The organism is Streptomyces sp. DH12, from assembly GCF_020873895.1.
GTDB lineage: Bacteria > Actinomycetota > Actinomycetes > Streptomycetales > Streptomycetaceae > Streptomyces.
The window spans coordinates 51,779-75,017 of the sequence record NZ_JAHWGT010000018.1 but is presented as its reverse complement, the minus strand read 5'-3'; the positions used below and the strand labels follow the sequence as shown (position 1 = coordinate 75,017).

Here is a 23,239-nt window from a genome sequence, read left to right as displayed (position 1 = left end):
CGAGGTGTCGCGGCACTGCCTCAGCGACGACGAACCGGAGAGCGTGCACATCGAGGTCCACCTGCCCGGACGGGTGGACCCGGCACGGCTGCGGGCCGCCTTCCGGCGGGCGCTCCTGACGCACCCCAGGGTGCTGATGCGGGAAGTGCCCGGCCGGCGACTCCGGCGGTCCTTCGCGTGGGAGCTGACCGTCGAACCGGACGGGGACCCGGTGAGCTTCGCCGGGCGGGGCCCCGACGCTTTGGCCAGGATTCGCGCCCGCGCGCTGAGCGCATGCCCGCCGCTCACCCTGTCGCCGCCGATGCGCCTGGAAGTCGTCGAGGTGTCGGCGGGCGGGGCATCCGGGACCGAGGCCGGGACCGTGCTGCTGCTGACGATGCATCACACGGCTCTCGACGCGCCGTCGGGGCTGCGGGTGCTCGCCACGACCGCCGAACAGTACGGCGGCGCGGACGCACTCCCGGTCACCGGGCGGGTCCGGCCGGCGCGCTCGGGTCCGGCTCAGAGCGGGACCGGCCGCGCCGTCCGTGCGCGCCCCGTACGCGTCGCGCCGGACTCCCGCCCCGAGCCGGTACGCGCCCGCGCCGTGGGCAACGGCATGTTGCAGGCGGATCTGCCCGTTCCGCGGCGTTCGGCGGGGGCCGGTGGCCTCCCGCCCTGGACCGTCAACGACCAACTGCTGGTCGCCGCAACCCTGATGGTGGGCCGCTGGAACGTCTTGCAGGGCCGGCCGGCCGGTCCGGTACGGATCACGATGCCCGTCGACGACCGGCCGCGCGGCACGGAGATGCCGATGGGTAACGGAACCCGGCTCGTCGAGGTGGCCATGACCTCCGAGGACCCGCGCGACACGGACCTGCTGCTCGGTGAGCGGCCGGACCCGGCAGCCGTTGCCCGGTTGCTGCGCACCACCGCTCGCCGCACCCGCGCGCTGAAGTCGGCCCAGGGCGCCCCCATGGGCGCCGGGGCTAGTCTGCTGACCGCACCGCTGCTCCCCGTCGGCGTCCGGGGCGTGCTCACCCGTGGCGCACGGCGGGCGGCGGCGCCCTGGACGTCGACGGCACTGGTCACCAACATCGGACGCGTGCCGTACGCGCTGGACTTCGGTGACGCCGGCCGCGCGACGGCCGTGTGGTTCTCCGCACCGGCGCGGATGCCGCGCGGGCTGAGCCTGGCGGCGGCTTCCACCGGCGGGCGGCTGCATGTGACGCTGCGCTGGTCGCGGGCGCTGCTCGGTGACGCGGCCGGGGCGGATTTGGTGGGCCTGTTCGAGGAGTCGCTCTCGACGACGTCTCCCACCCCGTCCGGAGCGCATGTCCCTTCCACCCAGGACAACCACACGAGGCCGTCATGACCCTCTCCGCCAGCGGCTCCACAGAAACCCGGAAGTCACCCGAGGCTGCGGTGACCTCGCCGAGCCGGCCGGTTCCGGGGCTGCGGGACTTCTACGAGAACCCCACCGTTCCCGTCGCCTCCGGGGAAGCCCGTACGCTGCGCCAGGCCCGGATGCTGGCCGACGCACTCGGCCCCGTCGGGCCCGGCCGCCCGGCCGCGACCGTGCTCGACGTCGGCTGCGGGGACGGCTCGGCGGGCGCGACCGCCGCCCGCGTCCTGGACGGGCACCGCATCGTGGGGATCGACTGGTCGCAGGACGCGCTGCGCCGGGCGGCGCCGTGCCTGAGCGAGGTCGTCCGCGGCGAACTGACCGGTGACGGGCTGCCGTTCGCGTCCGGCAGCGCCGACGCCGTGTTGTTCAGCGAGGTCGTCGAGCACCTCGTGGACCCCGACAGTGCCCTCGACGAACTGCGCAGGGTGCTGCGACCCGGTGGGCATCTGATGCTCTCGACGCCGAACCTCGCCGCCTGGTACAACCGCGCCCTGCTGCTCGCCGGAGTCCAGCCCGTGTTCTCCGAGGTGAGTCTGCGCCGCATCCACGGCAGACCGGGCAGGGAGGTGGTGGGCCATCTGAGGCTGTACACGGCACGCGCGTTGCGCGAGTTCGTGGCGGCGTCCGGGTTCGAGGTGGTTGCGGTCGCCGGCGCGCCGTTCCACGGAGTGCCGCGCCCGCTCCGCCCGCTGGACCGCCTGGCCTGTGGGCTGCCTTCCCTCGCCTCCCTCCTCCTCGTGCATGCGCGAAAGGTGTAACCCGTGGTGTGGGGTGTGACCGCCGCGCTGGTGGCGAACGTCCTGTACAGCACCGGCTTCGTCCTGGAGAAGCGTGCGCTGGCCGGCATGCCGCCGCTCAGTGCCGCACAGCCGGGCCGGACCCTGATTCTGCTGGCCCGCAGGCCCCTGTGGATCTGCGGGGCCCTGGCGCTGGCCCTGGGGTTCGCCGCGCAGCTGGCCGTCTACCGCACCCTGCCGATCGCCGCCGCCCAAGGCCTGTTCCTGTCCGGCCTCGTCCTCCTGCTGGTGCTCTCGTCGGCGGTGCTGGGTGAGCGCCCCTCCGGCCGTGAGCGACGCGCGGTGGCCGTCATCGGCCTGGCGCTGGTGATGGTGGTGGCCTCCCTGTACGGCACCAGCGAGGAGATCAGCCGCAGCGCGCCCACGGGCATACTGCTGGCACTGTGCGTGCCGACCCTCGCGGCCGGGCTGCTGCTCTACTCGGCCGCGGAGCGGCGCGCCCGCCGTCGCCATCGGCAGCCGACCACAGGAGTGGCCTACGCGGTCGCGATCGGTCTGATCTACGGCGTCAGCTCGCTCGCCATCAAGGGCGTCTCCGGCCGTCTGGACACCTCGGACCTCCTGGGCTCCGTGCCCGCCCTGCTCGCCTCCCCGTACCCGTACCTCCTCCTGGTCACAGGAGTCAGCGGACTGGTGCTGTCGCAGACCGCGCTCCAGCGTTGCCGGGCCTCACTGATCGTCCCGGTGTGCTCGACGGTGACCTGCGTGTTCACCATCGTGAGCGGCACGATCGCGTTCGACGAGCCGCTGCCCGACGACCTGTTCCGGCTCTTACTGCGTCTCGGCGGAACGGTGCTCGCCCTGTCGGTCCTGCTCACCCTGCCGCGCCATGACGCGGAAACCCCCCTTCCGAAGGAGCCCGGCCATGAAGCCTGACAACCCGCTGCTGAAGATCCTCGCCTGCCCGCTCGACAAGGGGCCGCTCATCCTCGACGAGATCGGGGGCGCTCTCTACAACCCGCGCCTACGCCGCCGCTATCCGATCGTCGACGGCATTCCGCAGCTGCTCCCTTCCTCCGGAGTGCCGGACGCCGAGGAGGAACCTGCCGCCGAGGAGGGACAGAACGAGTCCGCCGACCGGGACCGCGCCTAGGTCCTGTCCGGAAATTCCCGCCTGGGCCGCGGCGCCCGGCACGCACGCTCGCCGCGTTGCCGGGGTGCCCGACTCCGCCACGAGGGCACCCCGGCGCCTCGCGATCGCACGCACCGGACGCCGCGGCCCCTGCCCTCCGGGCAGACGGCGCTCCTTTCCGGACAGGACCTGGGTCCCAGCCGGCCGGTTCGTGTGTGGCGGGACAATGCGCCATAGGCGTAAGGGAGTTGCTCAGACGCTGCGCTACGTGGAAGCAGTGACCGACATCGAAGCGCGTATCGACAGGTCCCGGCCCCACACCGCCCCCGATGTGGAACTACTGGACCGGCGGTTCGGCGAAAGTACCATCACGGTGATCACCCCGCTTCTGCGTGTTCCTGCTCTGCACGCACACACGCGACGAAAGCGGTCCCCACGACCGGCTCATGCCGCCGGCTCGCGCGACCTCCTGGCGGGCCACGGCAACGGTCGGGCCGGTCCCGTGCGGCCTTGTGACGGGTTCCGGCCCCGCGGGGCAGTACCGCGGGGCCGGAACCGGATGACGCGGCGAGGGAGCGGACGAGCCCGTGCGAACGCCGTGCAAGAGCTTCAGTGGCGGCAGGCCGCGAAAGACCGACGACGGCGACCAGCCCTTCTTCAGCGGGCCCCGGGCGGGAGACCGGGTACGGTCGTACGCCTCCCGGGCCTCAGGCATATGCCGGAGCGGTTCCCGTCGGACCTCAGGGCAGGAGGGCGGGGATGCCGGGAGGCGCTGCGCTCGGCCGCCGCCTACGGGGACGGCGTGGACACCGATCCGGTCCTGCCTGCCGGCTCCGGAGACGGCGGGCAGGCGGGGCGATCGGGTCGGCCCGCGGGGCCCCGGGTCGACCTGCGGGCCTCGGCGCAGACGTCCGCCGGCAGCCCTCCGCCCCGCCCCTACGCCCCCGGCAGCCGGCGACCCCCGCGCCCCGTGACGTAGGCGTACGCCACCTCCGGGTCGAAGGTGTCCTGGCCGTCCGGGAACACCAGGCCCGCCCGCAGGAACGCCGGGTCCTCGGCGGTCGCCGGTACGTACGGCACGGCGACGCACCGCATCCCCGCCGCGTGCGCCGCGGCCGCGCCCGGCGGGGCGTCCTCCACGACGACGCAGTCGGCCGGGGCGCTGCCCAGCCGGCGGGCGGCCTCCAGGAAGACGTCGGGTTCCGGCTTGCCGCGCGGGACCTCCTCGGCCGAGACCAGGACGGGGAAGTACCCGGCCAGGCCCGTCCCGGCCAGCACCGCCCCGATCGTCGCCCGGGAGGAGCCGGACGCGACCGCCATGGGCACTCCCTCGGCGTGCAGCCGCTCCACGAACCGCCGCATCCCCGCGAAGACCGGGGTCCCCGCCCGCGCCAGCTCCAGGTAGTGGCCGTTCTTGGCGGCGAGGAGCTCTTCCAGCGGCGCGTCGATCGCGTACTCGGCCCGCAGGGCCTCCAGCGTCTCGCGCGTCCCGATGCCGATGAAGTCGGTGTGGCGCTCCCAGTCGAAGCCCGTCGCGCCGTACCCGGCCAGGGTCCTGCGCCCGGCCTCGAAGTAGTTCGGCTCGCTGTCGACGAGGGTGCCGTCGAGGTCGAAGAGGACGGCGGTCACCGGGTCCGCCCGCCCGCCGCGCGCGTCGTGTCGGAGGCCCGGCCGACCGCCTCCACGAGGGGCAGCAGCCGGAAGGGCACGCGTTCGCGCAGCGCCACCTCGGTGCGGGTGCGCACCACGCCCGGCAGCCGGATCAGCCGTTGGATGACGTCCTCCAGGTGGCCGTTGTCCCGGGCGACCACCCGGGTCAGCAGGTCACCGCCGCCGGTGATGGAGAACGCCTCGACGATCTCCGGCACGGCGGCGAGCGCGTCGCCCACCTCCTCCAGGTGGCCCTGCGTCACCTCGACGTGGACGAAGGCGAGCACCGGGTGGCCGAGCGCGGCGGGGGAGAGGAAGGGGCCCGTACCGGTGATCACACCGTCCCGCTCCAAGCGGTCGAGCCGGGCCTGGAGCGTGCCGCGCGCGATGCCGAGGACGCGCGCGTACTCCCGCACGCTGGTGCGCGGCTGCTCGATCAGCAGCCGGAGGATCCGTGTGTCCAACTCGTCGACCGGCATGGTCCGTCACCCTCCTCGTGGCCGCGAGGCCCGTACGTCGAATGTACCAATGGCCCACCCTCCCGGCCCTGGTCGCACCAGGGGCGCAGGGCGGGCGGTCGATCCGCCCGGGGTCGGCGGGCGGCGGTCCGGGTACGGGCGGGTGAGGGGCCGGGCAGTCGCGGGCGACGTCCGCCCCGGGCGCCCGCGAGCCGGGGCCGGAACGTTTCTTCGGCCATGGCCGACGAGTTGGCCGAAACTCGCCACAGCCCCGGTCGGGGAGGGCCCGTACACCCTGTGACCACGGTGTCGCTCCTCCGGCCGACCCGTGGAAGGTCACCGTGTGTCGCGCCGGAGTACCGCCGGAGTGACGAGTACCGTTGACGGCCCATGAGCTGCGGCGTATCACTTTCGGCTAGTGCCGTAACTCTCTCCTCCCGGGAGGTGTTCCGTCTGTGGCGACGCGACGCGCGTTCCTCGCCGGCTCGACCGCAGTTGTCTCCACCGCCCTCCTGCCCCCCACTCCCGAAGCACACGCCGAGGCCGGGAGCCAGCTCATGCGTGATCCCCAGCTGATCGGAATCCCCCTCTCCGACGTCCTGCTGCTCGGCGGCACCGTCGCCCCCGGCCCGACCGGGAAGCAGGCCCTGTGGGGCGCCTCGACGGGCAAGCCCGCCCGTCTCAACGCCCTCGACCCCACCACCGGCGACCTGCTCGTCAGCGTCTCGCTGACCGGCGGAGACGGCGCCTGGGCGGTCACCGAGGCGCCCAGCGGCGTGTACGCGGGCACCTACGGCAACGCGCACCTGTACCGCTGGTCGCCGGACTCCGGCGAGATCGCCGAGGACCTGGGCCTCCCGGCGCCGGGGCAGACCTTCATCTGGGCCCTCGCCACCGACTCCGCGGGCAAGGTCTGGGGCGGTACGTTCCCCGGCGGGAAGGTCTTCCGCTTCGACCCCGCCACCCGCGCCTTCACCGACTTCGGCCAGGCCGTCCCCGGGCAGACCTACGTCCGCAGCATCGCCTGCTCCGGCGGGAAGGTCTACAGCGGCTCGTACGCCGCCGCGCACATCGCCGAGCTGGACCCGGCGACCGGCACCTTCACCCAGCTGCCCACGCCGCCCGGCCTGGACACCATCGCCGGCAAGCCCGTCTACGACCTCGACGCCTACGACGGCCGGCTCTACGCCCGCATCGGCTCCGACGCGCCGAACCCGCTGTACGTCTTCGACCTCGCCACCCGCACCTGGTCGGCGCCCATCCCGGAGGTCCACGGCCTGAGCGTCTGCCCGCCGGGCGAGGACGGCGCCGTGTACTTCATCCAGCGCGGCGAGCTGCGCCGCTACGACCCGGCCACGGGCGAGAACACCGGAACCGGGCTGCGGTTCTCCGGCAAGGTGCAGAACGCCCGCTCCTTCGGCTGGGCCGAGCTGGGCCTGCCCGACTACCCCGGCCGGAGCGTCGTCGGCACGCTGTGGCGGGGCGACATGTTCCGCTACAACCCCGCCACCGGCGCCCACGCCGTCCTCGGGACGAAGGTCCGCAAGGAGCCCATCGACATCCAGGCCCTGGAGGCGGGCGGCCGCCGCACCCTCTACGCGGGCGGCTTCCTCAACGGCGGCTTCTCCGCCGTCAACACCCTCACCGGCGCCCCGACCTTCCACCGCTTCGGCCAGATCGAGGCGATCCTGCGCGACGCGGACGGGACGGTGTGGATCGGGCAGTACCCCGACGCGCGGCTCTTCCGCTACCACCCCGCCAAGCCGTGGAACAGCCCCGAGTACTCGCCGGAGGGCCCGCCCGGGACCCCGCCGAACCCCGAGGTCGTCCTCACCCTCAAGCCGGAGCTCCAGTCGCGGGCCCGCTGCCTCGCCGACGTCGGGACGAAGGTCGCGGTCGGCACCGTCCCCGACGGCAACCGGCTCGGCGGCGGACTGGCCCTGTACGACAAGGAGACCGGCGACTGGACGTTCACCCGCAACGTCGTGCGCGACATGTCCATCATCAGCCTCGACGCCGAGTACGGCGTCGTCTACGGCGGCGCGTCCATCTTCGGCGGCCTGGGCACCACCCCGCCGACCCGGACCGCCGGGGCGGTCTTCGCCTGGCACGTCGAGCGCGGCGAGAAGCTCTGGGAGCGGGAGCTGGTCCAGGGGATAGGAGCCGTGAGCGCGGTCGCCGTGGCCGGCGGCGCCGTGTGGGCGCTCACCGGCCACTCGCTCTTCGCCCTGAACCCCGGGACGGGCGAGGTGATCCGCCGACTGGAGCTCGGCACCCGCAACAACGACGGCTCGATCGTCATCAGCCGCCGCAAGCTGTACGTCTCCGTCGACGGCGCGCTGATCTTCCGGGTCGACCCGCTGTTCCCCAACCGCGACCCGCAGCTGCTGGTCAACTTCCCGCACCGCCGACTCGCCGCCCACGAGGGGTTCCTCTACTTCAGCCGTGGGCCGGAGTTGTACACCGTCGACGTGCGCCGCTGAGCCCCGTGAGCCCATTGACAGCCCGAATTCAGCCCGGTTACTTTCGGCCCAGACCGAAAGTAACCGGGCGCGCGTGCCCATCCCCGGCCCCGCGGAGGCCCTACATGACCAGACGCACCAAGCGCGCCACCACCCCGCTCGCGCTCGTCGCGGCGGCGTCGCTGCTGGCCGGCTGCGGCAGCGGCGGCGACGGCTCCGGAGGGAAGGACGTCACCGTCTGGATGTACCCGGTGATCGCGGACCCGAAGGCCAACTCCGCTTACTGGGCGCAGGTCGAGAAGGACTTCGAGGCGGCGACGCCCGGCACCACCGTCACCATCGAGGAACAGCCCTGGGAGAACCGCGACGAGAAGCTCGCCACCGCCTTCGGCAGCGGCAAGGGCCCCGACGTCGTGCTGCTCAACCCCGACCAGGTCCCCCAGTACGTCGCCAACGGCGCCCTCCGCCCGGTCGACCCGGCCGTCGCGTCCGTGAAGGAGGAGTTCCTCCCCAACGCCCTCACCGCCCTCTCCCAGGGCGGCAAGCTGTACGCGGTCCCCATCTACCACACCGTCACCAGCACGCTCTACAACAAGCGGCTGCTGGACCGCGCGGGCATCACCAAGCCCCCCGCCACCTGGGACGAGATCAAGGCCGCCGCCCCCAAGCTGAGGCAGGCCGGGGTCGCGACGCTCGACTACTCCGCGAGCAACGAGGCCACGCTCAATCTCAACTTCTACCCCCTGCTGTGGCAGGCCGGCGGGAAGGTCTTCTCCAAGGACGGACGGAAGGCCGCCTTCAACGGCCCCGAGGGCGTCGCCGCGCTCACCTTCCTCACCGACCTCTACGAGGAGGGCGCCGTACCGAAGTCGGCGCTGACCAACACCAACATCTTCGCCGACCATCCCCTCGGCAAGCAGCAGGTGGCCATGGGCTTCACCAACACCCTCGCCGACGCCGAACTGGCCGCCAGGACCTGGGGCGCCGGGAACGTCGTCGTCGGCAAGCCGCTGAGCAACGTCAAGCAGGTCGGCTTCGGCGTCCCCGGCGGTCTCGGCGTCAACGCCCGGTCGGACAACGCGGCGGGGGCGGAGAAGTTCCTCGCCTTCATGGCGCAGCCGCAGCAGATCCAGAGCCTCGGCAAGGCGAGCGGCTTCCTCTCCCCGCGCACCGACGTGACGGTCCCCAGCGACGCGCCGCACGCCAAGGAGTTCCAGGAGGCGCTGCCGTTCGCCTACCCGGGGGAGCCCAGCCCCGTCGCCCGGCAGCTGATGTCGCTGATCGCCCCGGAGATCCAGGCCGCCCTCACCGGCCGCAAGAGCCCGAAGGAGGCCCTGGACGCGGCCGCCGAACAGGCCGACGACCTGCTGGCGCGGCAGCGTTGACGGCCAGCACCACCGGCGAGCTGGCCGCGCCGACACCGGAGCCCGTCGCCGTACCCGACCCGCCCGGCCCGCCGGGCCGGCCGCCGAAGCCGGTCCGCCGGCGCGAGGCACGCGTCGGCCTGCTGTTCGTGGCGCCGATGCTGCTGCTGTTCCTCGTCTTCCGGTTCGGCCCCACCCTCGGCGCGGCGTTCCTCTCCCTCACCGACTACCGGCTCAGCGGCGACTGGCGGTTCATCGGCGCGGAGAACTACGCCCGCCTCCTCGACGACGACCTGTTCTGGACCAGCCTCGGCGTCACCGCCCTGTACACGGCGTTCTTCGTGCCGCTGACCGTGGTCCTCTCCCTGGGCACCGCCCTGCTCCTGCACCGCGCCGTCTGGCTGCGCGGCTTCTTCCGCGGCGTGTTCTTCCTGCCGTACGTCACGAGCATCGTGCTGGCCGCCGTGATCTGGAAGTGGATCTACGACGTGGAGGACGGCCTGCTCAACGCCGCGCTCGGCGTCCTGTCCCTCGGCCCCCTCGACTTCCTCGGCGACGAGCACCTGGTGCTGCCGGCCATCGCCGCCACGTCCGCCTGGAAGGGCTTCGGCTACTCGATGCTCATCCTCCTCGCCGGGCTCCAGTCCATCCCGCGCGAGGTCACCGAGGCGGCCGTCATCGACGGCGCCACCGGCTGGCAGCGGCTGCGCTTCGTGACGCTGCCGCTGCTGCGGCCCGTGCTCTTCTTCGTCCTCGTCATCGAGGCGATCGGCGCGTTCCAGGTGTTCGACGCGATGTACGTGATGACGGCGGGCGGACCGGTGCGCGCCAGCTACTCCCTCGTCTACCTGCTGTACGACACCGGCTTCAAGTTCTTCGACTTCGGCTACGCGAGCGCGCTGGGGCTGGTCCTCTTCCTGGTCGTCCTGGTGTTCTCCCTGATCCAGCGCCGGCTGATCGGACGGGACGACTGATGGCGAGACTGCGACTGCCGGCCCTGCTGGTCCTGGTGGGGCTGGTGACGATGACGCCGTTCGTGGTGATGGTGCTGGTCGCGTTCGCCCCGGCGGGCGGCCGCACGCTGCCGGGCGCCTTCGACCTGACCCGCGCCACCTGGGAGAACTTCTCCGCGGTGCTCTCCGGCGCCGACATCACCCGCTGGGCCGTCAACTCCCTGGTGTACTCGCTGGTGTCGGTCGTCCTGATCCTGCTCTTCTCGTCGATGGCCGGCTACGCCTTCGCCAAGAAGCGCTTCCCCGGCCGCGAGCTGCTCTTCTGGTCGTTCCTCGCGACGCTCATGGTGCCGTTCCAGGCCACGCTCATCCCCTACTTCGTCCTCGTCTCCCGGCTCGGCGGCGTCGACACGTACTGGGGGCTGATCGTCCCGACACTCGCCAACTCGCAGGCCGTCTTCCTGATGCGCCAGTTCATCCGGCAGCTGCCCGACGAGCTGTTCGAGGCCGCGAAGATCGACGGCGCGTCGGAGTGGCGGATCTACACCACGGTGGTGATCCCGCTGATCACCCCGGTCCTCGCCACGCTCGGCGTCTTCGTCTTCCTGTGGCACTGGAACGACTTCCTGTGGCCGCTGGTCATCGGCCAGTCCTCGGAGATGCGCACCCTCACCGTCGGCCTGGCGACGCTGGAGGGCGAGAACGTCGCGGTCAACCAGATCATGGCGGGCGCCACCATCACCGTCCTGCCGTGCCTGCTGGTCTTCGGGCTCCTCCAGCGCTACCTGACCGACTCCATCGCGACGACCGGCCTCAAGTCCTGACCCCACCCCTCACGGGGGTCCCACCCCCCCTCACGGGGTCCCACCGCTCACGGGGTGCGCAGCCTCGGCAGGACGTCCGTGCCGTACGCCTCGATCGCCCGCAGCGCGTCGGCCTGCGGCATGCCCGGCGGCTGGACGCGCAGCACGACGCCGTCCGCGCCCATCGCGGCGTAGTGGCCCAGCCGGTCCGCGCACTCCTCCGGCGAGCCGATCACCGACCGGGCCGCGATGTCGTCCCACTCCTGCGCGTACCGCGCGGCGTCGGCCGACGTGCGCTTCCAGTCGCCGTACGCGTCGTACAGCGAGCGCAGCGGGTCCTCCAGCGCCGCCCGCGCCAGCCGGGTCGTGGGGGCGCAGTAGCCCTCACGGCAGACGATGACCTCCGCCCCCAGACTGGCGGCGCCCCGCGGGTACGCGAGGTACTCGGCGATCTTCTCCGGCAGCTCGGCGTCCAGCTCGTTGAAGGACGTCGTCCAGCCGTCGCACATCCGCGCCGTGCGCTCCAGGGCCGCGGAGACCCGGCCCCCGTTCCAGATCCGCGGCCTCGGGCTCTGCACCGGACGCGGCGCGAGGAACGCCCCGTCCAGGGAGGTGAAGCGGCCGTCGTGAGTCACCTCGTCCTCGGTCCACAGGCGCGTCAGCAGCTCCAGGCACTCCTCGAACCGCGGCACCCGCTCCCGCGGCGCCGTGCCGTACAGGGCGAACTCCTCCGGCCGGTACCCGAGCACGAACCCCGCCGTCAGCCGGCCGCCCGACAGCACGTCGACGTGGGCGAGCGTCTCCGCCAGCCACACCGGGTGGTAGACGGGCGCGATCAGCCCGGCGGTGGCCAGGCCGATCCGCTCGGTGTGCGCCGCCAGGTAGGCCAGCGTGGTGACCGCCTCGTGGTAGCCCGGGCGGTGCAGGTGCCGCTCGCCGAGCACCACCCAGGAGAACCCGGCCTGCTCGGCGAGGCGCACCTGCTCCACCGCGTCCGCGAGCCGCGGCCGGTCGGTCTTGTCGGCGTACAGGTTGACGTAGAGACCGAGGCGCATGGCACCGGTTCCTTCCTTTACGGTCCGGGCCGTAAAGGCTAGCGTGAACGCGCAGCGTGGCGACAGACCGTCAGACAAGGGGCCGCTCATGTCCGCGACCGAGGCACTCACCACCCGGCTGCGAGGCAGCGTCCTGCCCGCGGTCCTCACCCCGATGGACGCGGCCGGCGGCGTCGACCTGCCCGCGCTGCGCCGTTACGCCGAACGGATCGCCGCCGAGCGTGTCGGCGGCGTCGCCGTGTGGGCGCACACCGGGCGCGGGCTGTACCTGGCCCCCGCCGACCGGCGCCACGTGCTGACGGTGTGGCGCGACGTCCTGGACGTGCCGGTCGTCGCGGGCGCGGGCGTGCCCCGCTCGGAGCGGGCCGCGACCCTGCCGGCCGCCGAGGACGCCACGGTGGCCATGGCGGTGGAGGCGGCGGGCCTGGGCGCCGACGCCGTGATGGTGTACCCCATGGCCCGCTACGACGGGCTGCCCGACGGGGTGGACCGCGCCGTGGCGCTGCACGAGCGGGTCGCGGCGGAGAGCGGGCTGCCCGTGCTCGGTTTCTTCCTCCACGCCGGCGCCGGCGGCTACCCGTACCCGCCGGAGCTGGTCCGGCGGCTGCTCGCGCTGCCGTCGACGGCCGGCATCAAGATCGCGACGTTGGACCGGGCGGTGGACTGCCAGGACGCCGTCCGTACGGCGCGGGGGAGCGGACGGCTGGTCGTGACCGGTGAGGACCGGATGTTCGGCCCGTCCCTCATGTGGGGCGCGGACACGGCCCTCGTCGGCATCGCCGCCGCGCGGGTGGGGCTGACCACCGCCGTCCTCGACGCGTGGACGGCCGGTGACGCGGCCGCCTTCGTGAGGGCGTCGGACCGGCTGGACCGGTTCGCCGAGGCGACGTTCCTCGCCCCCATCGAGGGGTACGTGCGGCGGATGATGTGGGCGGCCGTCTGGGAGGGGCTCATCCCGGAGGAGGCGGCGCACGACCCGTACGGGCCGCCGCTCCCGGACGCCGAGCGGCACGCCGTCGTGGCCTGCCTGGAGGAGCTCGCCACGGCGGAGGAGGGCGCCGCGGTCTGAGCGCGGCGGGCCGGGGTCGAGGGCGCTCGGGGCCCGGTACGCGGTCCCGGTCCCGGGGCGCTCAGGCGGGTCCGGGACCGTGGACCAGCGCCTGCACCCGGTGCAGGGCGCGGGCGACGCGTTCCACGTCCGCCTCCGCGTACCCCTCGTTCCAGGGCAGCGCCAGCAGCGTCCGGTCGATGAGCTCCTCGGCGCGCGGGCACAGCCCCCGCTCGCCGCCGGGCACCGCCGGGTTGGCGTACAGCGGGCGCTCCAGGTAGCCGGGCAGGGCCGGGACGCCCTCGGCGCCCAGCGCCTCGGCCCAGCGGGCGTTGTCCGGCACGAGCAGCGGCACCATCCACCACGCGTGCCCCGCCGGCCGGCCGGCCAGGGCCACCCCCTCCAGCCCGTCGAGCGCCGCGAGCAGCCGGCCGGCGCTCCGGCGGCGCGCCCGTACCACGCCGGCCACCTTGGCGAGCTGCGCCCGCCCCACCGCCGCGACCAGCTCCGGCATGCGGTAGTTGAGCCCCGGCTCGCGGTGGATGCGGCCCTCGGAGCGGTCCCAGCCCTTGTCCATGAACAGCCGCATCCGGCGGCCGAGCGCGGGGTCGTCCGTGGTGACCAGCCCGCCGTCACCCGTGGTGATGTGCTTGAACTGCTGGAGGCTGAAGCAGGCGACGTCGCCGACCGTGCCCAGCAGCCGCCCCGCCCCGTCCTCCGCCAGCCACGCCTGCGCGCAGTCCTCCACCAGCGGCAGACCGTGCCGGTCGCAGACCTCCCGCAACCGCCGGACGTCCGCGGCGCCACCGAAGAGGTGGACGGCGACGACCGCCTTCGTGCGCGGCGTGATCGCCGCCTCCACCGCGTCCGGGTCGAGGTTGCCGTCCTGTGCGAGCACGTCCGCGAAGACCGGCCGCGCCCCCTGCGCCAGGACGGGGGCGACCGTACCGAAGTCCGAGACGGGCGTCGTCACGACCTCGTCGCCCGGACCCACCCCGCACGCCGCCACCGCCAGGTGCAGGGCCGCCGTACCGGAGGAGCACGCCACGGCCTGGGCGCGCCCGTACAACCCCGCCATCTCCGCCTCCAGCGACCGCGCCTCCTCGCCGAACGCGCTGCACAGCACCCCGGAGTCCAGGACCCGCAGCACCGCCTCCCGCTCCTCGTCGCCGAGCGTCCTGCCGCGCGGGTCCAGCACGGTGGGCAAGGGGATTTCCCGTTCGGGCATCGGGTCACTATCCTTCGGCCAGAGACGCGGTTGTGGTCTGGGCCGAAATTAGGACCCCCACGGACGGGCGTCAACAACCCCACGGAAGCACCCCGCACCCCCGCGGGCGACGAACGGAGACCGGCCGATGGCACTCACGGTCGGGGTGATAGGGCCCGAGGACCTCGTGGACCGGGTCGTCGCCGTCGCCGGCGACGCGGGGGCCGCCCGGCTGCGTGCCCTGCCGTACCGCCACGAGGACGAGACGTGCGAGGTGGTGCGCGACGGCGCCGGCAGCGCGGACGCCCTGCTCTTCACCGGCGTCGTCCCGTACACGCTCGCGGCCCGCGCCGGCCTGGTCGACCGGCCGGCCATGTACGTGCCGTACAGCGGCGCCACCCTGCTGCGGGCGCTCGTGGAGCTGCTCCGGCTGGGCCACGACGTGTCGCGGATCTCCATCGACACCCTCGGCCGGGCCGACGTGACCGAGACGCTCATCGAGGCGAAGCTGCCCACGGAGCAGGTCCGCGTCCTGCCGTACCGGCCCGGCCTCACCTCGGCGGACCTGGTCGACTTCCACCTCGCCGCGCGCGAGCGGCACGGGGCGACGGTCGCCCTGACCTGCCTCGGTTCGGCCTTCCACCAGTTGGAGCACCGCCTCCACACGGTGCGGCTCGCCCCCTCGCGGCACTCCATACGCGCCACCCTCCGAGCGCTCGTGCTCGCCACGGCCGGCGCGCACAGCGACGACGCGCAGGTCGCCCTGGGGATCGTGGAACTCCCCGGGGACGACGCCGGCCTCGCCGCCGACCTCGCCGTGCTCGGCGCCAGCCTCGCCGGGCTGCCCGACGGCAGCCGTCTCGCGGTGACCACGCGCGGAGCCCTGGAGAAGGCCACGGACCAGTTCACCCGGCTGCCGTTCCTCGACGGGCTCGCCGCCCGGCACGGCACCGCCCATGTCGGGTTCGGTCTCGGGCGCACCGCCGCGGAGGCGGAGGCCCTGGCCCGGCGGGCGGTGAACCGCGCCCGCGCGGTCGGCCCGGTCGCCGGGGTCGTCTGCCTGAAGGACGACGTCGACATGGTCATCGTCCACGAGGCCGGCGACGGCGCCCCGGCCGGCGCGCCCGAGAGCGCCGGGCTGCTGGCCCGGCGGGTCGGGCTCGATCCGCGGACCCTGGAGCGGCTGCGGGAGCTCGTCGCCGCCGGCGCCGGGCACGACGTCACCGCGCACCGTGTCGCCGAGCACCTCGCCGTCCAGCAGCGCACCGCCCGGCGCATCCTCAAGCGCCTGGAGCGGGCGGGCGTCGCCGTCCCCGTCGGCAGCCTGCAGGAAGGCAGGACGGGCAGGCCGCCCACCGTCTACCGCGTCAGCATCTAGGGGGTGTCTCGTCGGTCAGGCCGGATCAGCGAGCGGCGTCCGGTGCCGTGCATCGCAAGGCGGAGGAGGGAGCCGATGCGGAGCATCGGCGACCGACGACAACGCGGCGAGGCGCGGCACCGGGCGTCGGGAGCCCGGCATGATCGACGGGACACCCCCTAGGGGGTGCCCCGCCGAAGGGGCCGGGCCCCGGTTCCCGGTCCCGCCGGTGAGACATCGCCCGAGGCCCACGCCGACCACGGGCGGGGCCGCTACCCGGAGGAGCCGCGTGAAGATCGACTCGATTCGCAGCCACGTCGTCCAGGCCCCCTACCGTCGCCCGTTCGCCATCAGCAGCGGGTCCAGCCCCGAACTCGTCACCCTCGTCGTCGAGGTGCGCACCGACGACGGCGCCACCGGCTACGGCGAGGCGTCGCCCATGACCGCCTACACGGGCGAGACCCTGGAAGGGCTGCGCGCGGCCCTCACCGGGCACGTCGCCCCCGCCCTCGCCGGCCGTGACCCGCGCGACCTCGCCGGGGCCCACGCCGCCATGGACGCGGCCATCCGCGGCCAGCACCTCGCCAAGGCCGCCCTCGACCTCGCCCTGCACGACCTCGCCGGCCGCGTCGCCGGGTGGCCCGTGCACCTGCTCCTCGGCGGGCTGGTGCGCCGGGAGGTCCCCACCGCCTGGGTCGTCGGCCTCGGCGGCCCGGAGGAGATGGCCAAGGAGGCCGCCGACCACGCCGCCCGCGGCTTCACCCACCTCAAGGTCAAGGGCGGGGAGGACCCCGACCGGGACGTCGAGCTGGTGCGGACCGTGCGGGCGGCCGTCCCCGACGACGTCGAGCTCTCCCTTGACGCCAACGAGGGGTACGACCCGTCCACCGCCGCCCGTACCGTGGCCCGGCTCGCGGACGCCGGGCTCGACCTGGTCGAGCAGCCGCTGCCCCGCTGGGACCTCGCCGGCATGGCCGCCCTGCGCGGCCGGGGCATGCCGCGCGTGATGGCGGACGAGTCCGTGCAGTCCCCGCACGACGCGGTGGAGATCGTGCGCAGGGGCGCCGCCGACGTCCTCAACATCAAGATCCTGAAGGTGGGAGGGCTCCACCGCGCCCGCCAGGTGGCGGCCGTCGCGGAGGCCGCCGGGCTCGCCGTGAAGATCGGCACCATGCCGGAGCTCGGCGTCGCCACCCTCGCCGCCGCGCACCTCGCCGCCGCGCTGCCCCACGCGACGGTCCCCGCCGACCTCGTCGGCCCGCTGCTGGTCGCGGAGGAACCCCTCGCCCCGGCCGCCTTCGCCACCACGGCGGAGACCGGCCGCGTCACCGTGCCGACCGGCCCCGGACTCGGGCACGGACTGACGGCCCTCCCCGGGCGGGGGTGACGGCCCCCGCCGGGGCGGCGGCGCCTGAGTGGAGGGCGCGCGTGGGTGGACCGGCCGGACTCTCGTGCCGGCCGGTCCACCCACCGGACGGGCAGGGGAGGACCGATGCCCGGGCCGGGTGGCGGTTGCATGCCAGCCAGTGGCGCGATCTGGTCCGTTGGCTGTCTGTGGCCGAAAACCGGACGGCAGAACACGGCCAATGGCCCAGTCATCCGGCCGGGAGTTGAGCCAACGCCCCATCGGATGGTTTGCTTGTCCCATCCACGTATCAGCGGCGCCGCGCAGCGCCGGACGGCAACGACGCCGGCCCCGGACCGCGGCGCCTTCGTCGTGCCTCCGGACGCCCACCACCCCCGGGCGCCTCCGGGCCGGCGAGAGGCAAGGCAGGGGGCGGTACCACCGTCGTGAAGAGGATCTTCGTGGCCCCGGACCCGGGGCGTCTCAGGCTGAGGAACGCGACCCGCGCCGTCGTCGGCGTCGGCCTCGCCGTCACCGCCGCCGAACTGGCCGGGCTGTCCCTGACCGCGTCCATCACCGGCGGCCTCGCCGCGCTGCTCGCGCTCTTCACCGTCATCGACGGCACCGTCCGCGCCCAGCGGGTCACGACCGCCCTGCTCCCCGCCGCCGGGTTCCCGGCACTCGCCCTCGCCACCGCCCTGCACGACCTGCCCCCGTACCGGGACGCGGCCTTCCTCGCCGTCGTCTTCTGCGGGGTGTACGCCCGGCGCTGGGGCGCCCGCGGGCACGCGCTCGGCATCTTCGCCTTCATGCAGTACTTCGTCGTGCAGTTCCTGCACGCGGCCCCCGCGCAGCTGCCCGAGCTGTACCTCGCCGTCGGCGTCGCGCTGGCCGTCGCCGCCGCGGTGCGGTTCCTGCTGTGGCCCATCGAGCGGCGCACCCCGCCCGTCGCCGCGCCCGCGCCGCTGCCCGGTCGGGGGCTCGCCCGGCCGACCACCCGCCAGGCGGTGCAGGCCACCGTGGCGTGCGGCCTGGCCCTCGCGGTGGGCCAGATCCTCTCGGAGGAGCGCTGGTACTGGGCCGTCGGCACCGCCTGGTGGATCTTCGTCAACACCGCGTCGCGGGGGGAGACCCTGGTCCGCGGCTTCCGCAGGGTCCTCGGCACCGTCCTCGGCATCCTGGCGGGCCTGGCCGTGGCGCTGCCGCTGCACGGCGCGGCGGCGCCGACGGCGGCGCTGGTCGCGGTGTGCGTCTTCGGCATCTTCTACACCGCGCCCGTGTCGTACAGCTGGATGATGCTCGCCGTCACCGTCATGGCCGGCCTCCTCTACGGCCTGCTCGGCGTGCTCACCCCCCAGCTGCTCGTGCTGCGGCTCGCCGAGACGGCCGTCGGCGCGCTCTTCGCCGCCCTGGCCGTCACCCTGGTCCTGCCGGTGACCACCCACGACACCAACGAGGCGTGGATCCAGCGCGCCCTGCGCACCGTGCGCCGGTGCGCCGCCGAGACCGCCGAACGGCTGGCGGGTTCCGCGACCGCCGACCCGGCGCCGCACGCCGTCGAACTGGAGGTGCTGCTGGCCCGCGTCCGCATGTCGCTCGCGCCGCTGGTCCACCCCCTGAGCCCGTTCCGCGGGCGGCGGGCCCGGGCGCGGCAGGTCCTCGCGCTGCTCGACGACTGCGCCCGCGAGGTGCGCGGTCTGGCCTCCGTGGCAGCCGACCCGGACGCCGGGCACGACGCCCGGCTCGCGGCGGCCTGCCGGCGGGTCGAGGCGGCCGTGGAGGCCCTGCTCACCCGCGAGCGCGCCCGGGACGCCGCCGACCGGCACGCCGCCGCCCCGGTCCGGCCGTCCGACGTGGTGGAGGTGCCCGTACCGGTCACGACCGACGCGTCGGACGTCTCCCGGGCGGTGCCGGCCCTGGCGCACCTGCACGGTCTGGAGCGGTTGCTCGCCGAGCTGGACGCGCCCCTGCGCACCGCCCCGCGCTCCCCGCTGGTCGGTTCCTGACTCCTGCCACGGCCGGTGGTGGTGCGGCGTGGCCGGACGGGCTCACCTCCCGGGGCCGGCCGGCTCGGGTCCCGCGCGGGGCGCCCGCCCCTCCCCGCCGATCCCTGCGGGGGCGGACCCGCCCGGCCCCGCCTCCGTCCGGGGCGCCCCGGCGGCATGGTCTAGACCTGGGCTGCTAGCGTCCCTCCGTGACGGCGACGGGAAGGAGCGGCGTGGTGGAGCGGCACGGCGGGCGCGGTACACGGACGGCGGGGAGCGGCGACGCGGACGGGGGCGCGCACACCGTCCGGCGGGCGTACGTCGGCTCCTTCACCTCGGCCGGGGGCCTCGGCGTCACCGCCGCCCGCCTCGACCCGCGCACCGGCGCCCTGACCCCGACGGGCTCCACGGCGGAGGTCGCCGACCCGTCGTTCCTCGCCCTCGGCCCCGGCGGCGCCGTCCTGTACGCGGTCTCGGAGACCGACGAGGGCGCCGTCGCCGCCTTCGACACCACCGGCCCGGCGCCCCGGCTCCTCGGTGCCCCCCGGCCCGTGGGCGGATCCGGCCCGACCCACCTCGCACACACCGCGGGTCACCTGGTGACCGCGCACTACGGCTCCGGCGGCGTCAGCGCGCTGCCCGTCGGCGCCGACGGCACCCCGGGGCCCGTCACCGGGCTCGTCCGCCACCGGGGCAGCGGCCCCGACCCGGAGCGGCAGTCGGCCCCGCACGCCCACCAGGTGGTGCCCGCCCCCGACGGCAGCCTGCTCACCGTGGACCTCGGCACCGACTCCGTGCGCGTCTGCGCCCTGGACCCGGCCACGGGCGGCCTCACCGTGCGCGGGGAGACCGCCCTGCGGCCCGGCAGCGGCCCGCGGCACCTGGCCTTCCACCCGTCCGGCGCGTACGTGTACGTCCTGTCGGAACTGGCGCCCACGCTCACCGTCTGCCGCTGGGAAGCCCGCACCGGGGCCCTCGTGCCGCTCGGCGACGTACGCCTGCGGCCGCCCCGCGCGCCGGGCGTCGGCTACCCGTCCGCCCTCGCCGTCAGCCCCGACGGGCGCTTCGTGTGGGCCGCCGTACGGGGCGACGACACCCTCGCCGTCCTGGAGCTCGACGGCGACGGCGAGCGGGCCCGGCCGGTCGCCGCGGTCCCCACCGGCGGCCACTGGCCGCGCGACCTGACGTACGACCCGCGGGGGCGGCGGCTGTACGTCGCGCACGAGCGCTCCGGCGACGTCACCTGGTTCGACGTCGACCCGCGCACCGGCGTGCCGTCCCGCGCGGGAGCGGCGCCCGCTCCGGCCGCGTCCTGCGTCGTCCTCGCCTGAGCCCGCGGTCGCTCCCGACCGCCCCGCGCGCCCGCCCCGCCCGGCTCCGTACCGCACGCGGAGGGCCCGCACCGCGTGGGGCGGTGCGGGCCCTCGCCGCACGGGTCCGTCCGACCGTCCCGGGCCGCTGCCCGGGACGGCCTCAGCGGGCGGCGCCGGCCTGCTGCGGCACGATCCCCAGCAGCGTCATGTACTGCGACAGCACCAGCTTGCCGACCGCCGGGTACGCGCCCAGCGGCTCGGCCACCGGGCAGTCCGCCGCACCGGCGGCCGCCTCCAGCAGCCCCGCCCCCAGCTCGGGGCCCACCAGGTACGGCGCCAGGGCCAGCTGCGCCGAACCGGAGCCGCGCAGCTGCGCGGCGACCGCCGCCACCGAACCCTCCTCGTCCAGCGCGGCCGCCATCACCGGCACCGCGAGCCGGGCCGCCAGCAGCATGCCTGTGATGCCGGCCGCCTGCACCGCCTCGGCGCCGCCGGTCGTGACCAGCACGATGCCGTCGGCTGCCGTCGCGACGGTGAAGAGCCGCGCCCGGTCCGCGCGGGCCAGACCCGCCTCGGAGAGCCGCACGTGCAGGGCCTCGGCCAGCAGCGGGTGCGGGCCCAGCACGTCCGCCAGCTCGGCGGGGGCACCGCTGTCGGCGACCACCTGCCGTATGCGCGCCGTCAGGGACTCGTCCGGACCCACCATCAGCGGCACGACCACCGCGGCGGGGCCGGCGGGCTCCTCGACCTCGCGGCCCGCCGCCCTGGCCAGCTCGTACCGCTCCACGCGGATGGCCGCGGCCTCCCTCAGGACGCCCGCCAGCGAGAAGTACTCGGTGTCGTCCCCGTCCAGGAAACCGATCGCGGCCTCCAGGCCGGGCAGCTCGGAACGGGCGATGCTCACCAGCTCCTCCGCCAGCGCGCGCACGGCGGGGGAGGGCTCGCCGGGGACGGCGAGGACGAGTGCGGGCGCGCCCTCGGGGGCCGCCAGGGGTTCGGGGCGACGGTGCCGCCCGGACTGGCGGGGGCGTGGCATTCGTACAGGCAGGCCAGCGGGCCCAGTGGGGGAGCTCATGGCGCCGCATGCTACTGGTTTTGTCCGCCCCGCTGTTCGGGGAGGGGGCGTTCACGCTCCCTATGGGGAGATCTGTCCGAAAAGCCGGTCACTCGCTGTATGTGTCGAGGAGACCGGGCTCACGCGGGAGTGGCAGCGGGCCGTCGGCGAGCCAACCGGCGAGGGCGAGCGCGCCGGAGAGCGGGTCGCCCGCCGCCGTCACCGGACGGGCGCCCGGCAGGTGCCGCGCCAGCTCCGCCCGCAGGGGTACGAGCAGCGGGTCGCCCACGCGGAACAGACCCCCCGTCAGGGCCACCGCCCCGCCGCCGCCCCGGGGGTGGACGGCGGCCGCGGCCTCCGCGACGTGCCGCGCGGCGAGGGCCATGACGCCCGTGGCGACGGCGTCCCCGGTCTCGGCCGCGCACCGTGCGACGTGCGGGGCGAACGACGCCAGCACGGCCGCCCGGTCGGGGCGGGGGTACAGTCGGCCCGGCAGCCCGCCCACCGGCCCGAACACGGCCTCCGCGCGGGCCAGCAGGGCGGTCGAACCGCCGCGCCGCCCGTCGTGGGCGCGCAGGGCCGCCTCCAGGCCGGCCCGGCCGATCCAGGCGCCGCTGCCGCAGTCGCCCAGCAGGTGGCCCCAGCCGTCGGCGCGGCGCCAGCGCTCCAGGTCCGTGCCGAGGGCGACCAGCCCCGTGCCCGCCGCGACGACCGTTCCCGGGGCGCGGCCGAGCGCGCCCGCGTAGGCCGTCACCGCGTCCGAGGCCAGCGCCAGGCGCCGGACGCCGAGCGCCTCGCGCAGGGCTCCGGGCAGTTCGGCGCGCAGCCGGTCGCCGAGCCCCGCCATGCCCGCGGCGCCGACCGCGACCGCGACCGGCCCGCCATCCGCGGCTTCGGTGGCGGAGGCGGGCCCCGGTACGGGCCGGGCGTCACCCGCGGCACCGGTCTCCGCGGCGCCCGCTTCGGCGAGCAGCCGTCGGGCGGTGGGCACCAGCCGCTCCAGCAGCCGGCCGGCGTCGATGCCGCCGGGCCCGGTGGGCAGCGGCTCGCCGGTCTCGTGGACCGCGACCGTCCGCACCCCGCCGCCCGGCGCCGGCGGGCCGCCGCGGAGCCCGCCGGGGCGCTCGCCCCCGCCGTCCCCGTCCCGCACCGCCCCGAGGGCGATCCGCAGGCCCGAGCCGCCCGAGTCGACGCCCAGCACCCACCGGAGGGGACGGGTCACGGCAGGCGCCAGTCCACCGCCTGGGCGCCCTGACGCAGCAGCAGTTCGTTCACCCGGCTGAAGGGGCGCGAGCCGAAGAAGCCGCGGTCCGCCGACATGGGGGAGGGGTGCGCCGACTCGATCGCAGGGAGGTCGCCCAGCAGGGGGCGGAGGTTGCGGGCGTCGCGGCCCCACAGGACCGACACGAGCGGCTTGCCGCGCGCGACGAGCGCCTTGATGGCCTGCTCGGTGACCTCCTCCCACCCCTTGCCGCGGTGCGCGGCGGGCTTGCGCGGAGCCGTCGTCAGCGCCCTGTTGAGCAGCAGGACGCCCTGCCGGGTCCACGGCGTCAGATCGCCGTTGGAGGGCCGCTGCACCCCGAGGTCGTGGTGGAGCTCGCGGAAGATGTTCTCCAGGCTGCCCGGCAGCGGCCGCACGTCCGGGGCCACCGAGAAGCTCAGCCCCACCGCGTGCCCCGGTGTGGGGTACGGGTCCTGGCCGACGATCAGGACTCTGACGTCGTCGAACGGCTGCTGGAACGCGCGCAGGACGTGCGGTCCGGCCGGTAGGTAGGTACGTCCCGCGGCGATCTCGGCGCGGAGGAAGTCCCCCATCGCCGCGACGCGTTCGGCCACCGGCGCGAGGGCTTCGGCCCAGCCCGGCTCGACGATCTCTCTCAACGGTCGTGCTGCCACGGCCGTCACTCTACTGGCGCAACCCGCCGCCGC

General features: G+C 75.1%; 20 protein-coding genes. 13 read left to right on the top strand and 7 right to left on the bottom strand.

The features are described 5' to 3' along the window. Nucleotides 1–4 precede the first annotated feature (4 nt). The 4 genes from LPA54_RS18255 to LPA54_RS18240 are packed head-to-tail and all read left to right on the top strand — an operon-like array spanning nucleotide 5 to nucleotide 3,277. Nucleotides 5–1,354, top strand: a complete 1,350-nt coding sequence (locus tag LPA54_RS18255; RefSeq protein WP_228979011.1) for a condensation protein — start codon at nucleotides 5–7, stop codon at nucleotides 1,352–1,354. Beyond that, entirely contained in the window at nucleotides 1,351–2,145 is a 795-nt protein-coding gene (locus tag LPA54_RS18250; RefSeq protein WP_228979008.1) for a bifunctional 2-polyprenyl-6-hydroxyphenol methylase/3-demethylubiquinol 3-O-methyltransferase UbiG, read from the top strand. The genes LPA54_RS18255 and LPA54_RS18250 overlap by 4 nt, the downstream gene beginning before the upstream one ends. 3 nt (nucleotides 2,146–2,148) lie before the next feature. Beyond that, a complete protein-coding gene (locus LPA54_RS18245) occupies nucleotides 2,149–3,060 on the top strand; it encodes a DMT family transporter (protein WP_228979007.1) in 912 nt (303 codons plus the stop codon). Then, on the top strand, nucleotides 3,050–3,277 hold the full coding sequence (locus LPA54_RS18240) for a Trm112 family protein (RefSeq protein ID WP_228979005.1): 228 nt from the start codon (nucleotides 3,050–3,052) through the stop codon (nucleotides 3,275–3,277). Before LPA54_RS18245 ends, LPA54_RS18240 begins: the two co-directional genes overlap by 11 nt. Before the next feature lie 915 nt (nucleotides 3,278–4,192). Here the strand turns inward: LPA54_RS18240 and LPA54_RS18235 are convergent. Beyond that, nucleotides 4,193–4,885 (bottom strand): HAD family phosphatase, encoded by a 693-nt coding sequence (locus LPA54_RS18235; RefSeq protein ID WP_228979003.1) that lies wholly within the window; start codon nucleotides 4,883–4,885, stop codon nucleotides 4,193–4,195. Further along, a complete protein-coding gene (locus tag LPA54_RS18230; protein WP_228978998.1) occupies nucleotides 4,882–5,385 on the bottom strand; it encodes an Lrp/AsnC family transcriptional regulator in 504 nt (167 codons plus the stop codon). The genes LPA54_RS18235 and LPA54_RS18230 overlap by 4 nt, the downstream gene beginning before the upstream one ends. A gap of 434 nt (nucleotides 5,386–5,819) precedes the next feature. Here LPA54_RS18230 and LPA54_RS18225 point away from each other — a divergent pair, with 434 nt between their 5' ends. From LPA54_RS18225 to LPA54_RS18210, 4 genes are all read left to right on the top strand, one after another. After that, nucleotides 5,820–7,847: a PQQ-binding-like beta-propeller repeat protein gene (locus LPA54_RS18225; protein WP_228978996.1), complete on the top strand. Its 2,028-nt coding sequence runs from the start codon at nucleotides 5,820–5,822 to the stop codon at nucleotides 7,845–7,847. 104 nt (nucleotides 7,848–7,951) lie between these two features. Next, entirely contained in the window at nucleotides 7,952–9,211 is a 1,260-nt protein-coding gene (locus LPA54_RS18220; RefSeq protein ID WP_228978994.1) for a sugar ABC transporter substrate-binding protein, read from the top strand. Then, nucleotides 9,208–10,164: a carbohydrate ABC transporter permease gene (locus LPA54_RS18215; RefSeq protein WP_228978992.1), complete on the top strand. Its 957-nt coding sequence runs from the start codon at nucleotides 9,208–9,210 to the stop codon at nucleotides 10,162–10,164. Before LPA54_RS18220 ends, LPA54_RS18215 begins: the two co-directional genes overlap by 4 nt. Further along, the gene (locus LPA54_RS18210) at nucleotides 10,164–10,967 is read left to right on the top strand and encodes a carbohydrate ABC transporter permease (RefSeq protein ID WP_228978991.1); all 804 of its coding nucleotides are present in this window, start codon (nucleotides 10,164–10,166) and stop codon (nucleotides 10,965–10,967) included. Before LPA54_RS18215 ends, LPA54_RS18210 begins: the two co-directional genes overlap by 1 nt. Nucleotides 10,968–11,014: 47 nt before the next feature. Here LPA54_RS18210 and LPA54_RS18205 read toward each other — a convergent pair whose 3' ends face one another. Beyond that, nucleotides 11,015–12,001 (bottom strand): LLM class flavin-dependent oxidoreductase, encoded by a 987-nt coding sequence (locus LPA54_RS18205; protein WP_228978990.1) that lies wholly within the window; start codon nucleotides 11,999–12,001, stop codon nucleotides 11,015–11,017. Nucleotides 12,002–12,089: 88 nt separating this feature from the next. On the opposite strand from LPA54_RS18205, the gene LPA54_RS18200 reads away from it, so the two are divergent. Next, nucleotides 12,090–13,070, top strand: coding sequence for a dihydrodipicolinate synthase family protein (locus tag LPA54_RS18200; RefSeq protein WP_228978989.1), 981 nt, complete (start codon nucleotides 12,090–12,092; stop codon nucleotides 13,068–13,070). Nucleotides 13,071–13,131: 61 nt separating this feature from the next. On the opposite strand, the gene LPA54_RS18195 is transcribed toward LPA54_RS18200, so the two are convergent. Continuing rightward, nucleotides 13,132–14,277, bottom strand: coding sequence for a DegT/DnrJ/EryC1/StrS aminotransferase family protein (locus LPA54_RS18195; RefSeq protein WP_228978986.1), 1,146 nt, complete (start codon nucleotides 14,275–14,277; stop codon nucleotides 13,132–13,134). Between the two features lie 127 nt (nucleotides 14,278–14,404). Between LPA54_RS18195 and LPA54_RS18190 the strand changes: the two genes are divergently transcribed. The 4 genes from LPA54_RS18190 (at nucleotide 14,405) to LPA54_RS18175 (ending at nucleotide 20,274) form a co-directional block, all read left to right on the top strand. Next, complete coding sequence (locus tag LPA54_RS18190) at nucleotides 14,405–15,634, top strand: hypothetical protein (protein WP_228978984.1); 1,230 nt, start codon at nucleotides 14,405–14,407, stop codon at nucleotides 15,632–15,634. A gap of 268 nt (nucleotides 15,635–15,902) precedes the next feature. Further along, nucleotides 15,903–17,000: a mandelate racemase/muconate lactonizing enzyme family protein gene (locus LPA54_RS18185; protein ID WP_228978981.1), complete on the top strand. Its 1,098-nt coding sequence runs from the start codon at nucleotides 15,903–15,905 to the stop codon at nucleotides 16,998–17,000. 404 nt (nucleotides 17,001–17,404) lie between these two features. Further along, a complete protein-coding gene (locus LPA54_RS18180) occupies nucleotides 17,405–18,964 on the top strand; it encodes an FUSC family protein (protein WP_228978979.1) in 1,560 nt (519 codons plus the stop codon). Between the two features lie 188 nt (nucleotides 18,965–19,152). Continuing rightward, the gene (locus tag LPA54_RS18175) at nucleotides 19,153–20,274 is read left to right on the top strand and encodes a lactonase family protein (protein WP_228978977.1); all 1,122 of its coding nucleotides are present in this window, start codon (nucleotides 19,153–19,155) and stop codon (nucleotides 20,272–20,274) included. Between the two features lie 142 nt (nucleotides 20,275–20,416). On the opposite strand, the gene LPA54_RS18170 is transcribed toward LPA54_RS18175, so the two are convergent. The 3 genes from LPA54_RS18170 to LPA54_RS18160 form a co-directional block, all read right to left on the bottom strand. Beyond that, nucleotides 20,417–21,331: a sirohydrochlorin chelatase gene (locus LPA54_RS18170; RefSeq protein WP_228978975.1), complete on the bottom strand. Its 915-nt coding sequence runs from the start codon at nucleotides 21,329–21,331 to the stop codon at nucleotides 20,417–20,419. A gap of 88 nt (nucleotides 21,332–21,419) precedes the next feature. Then, nucleotides 21,420–22,532, bottom strand: a complete 1,113-nt coding sequence (locus LPA54_RS18165) for a BadF/BadG/BcrA/BcrD ATPase family protein (RefSeq protein ID WP_228978973.1) — start codon at nucleotides 22,530–22,532, stop codon at nucleotides 21,420–21,422. Then, nucleotides 22,529–23,206 carry a uracil-DNA glycosylase gene (locus LPA54_RS18160; protein ID WP_228978971.1) on the bottom strand — a complete coding sequence of 226 codons (678 nt, stop codon included), beginning with the start codon at nucleotides 23,204–23,206 and terminating at the stop codon, nucleotides 22,529–22,531. Before LPA54_RS18160 ends, LPA54_RS18165 begins: the two co-directional genes overlap by 4 nt. Between the last annotated feature and the right edge of the window lie 33 nt (nucleotides 23,207–23,239).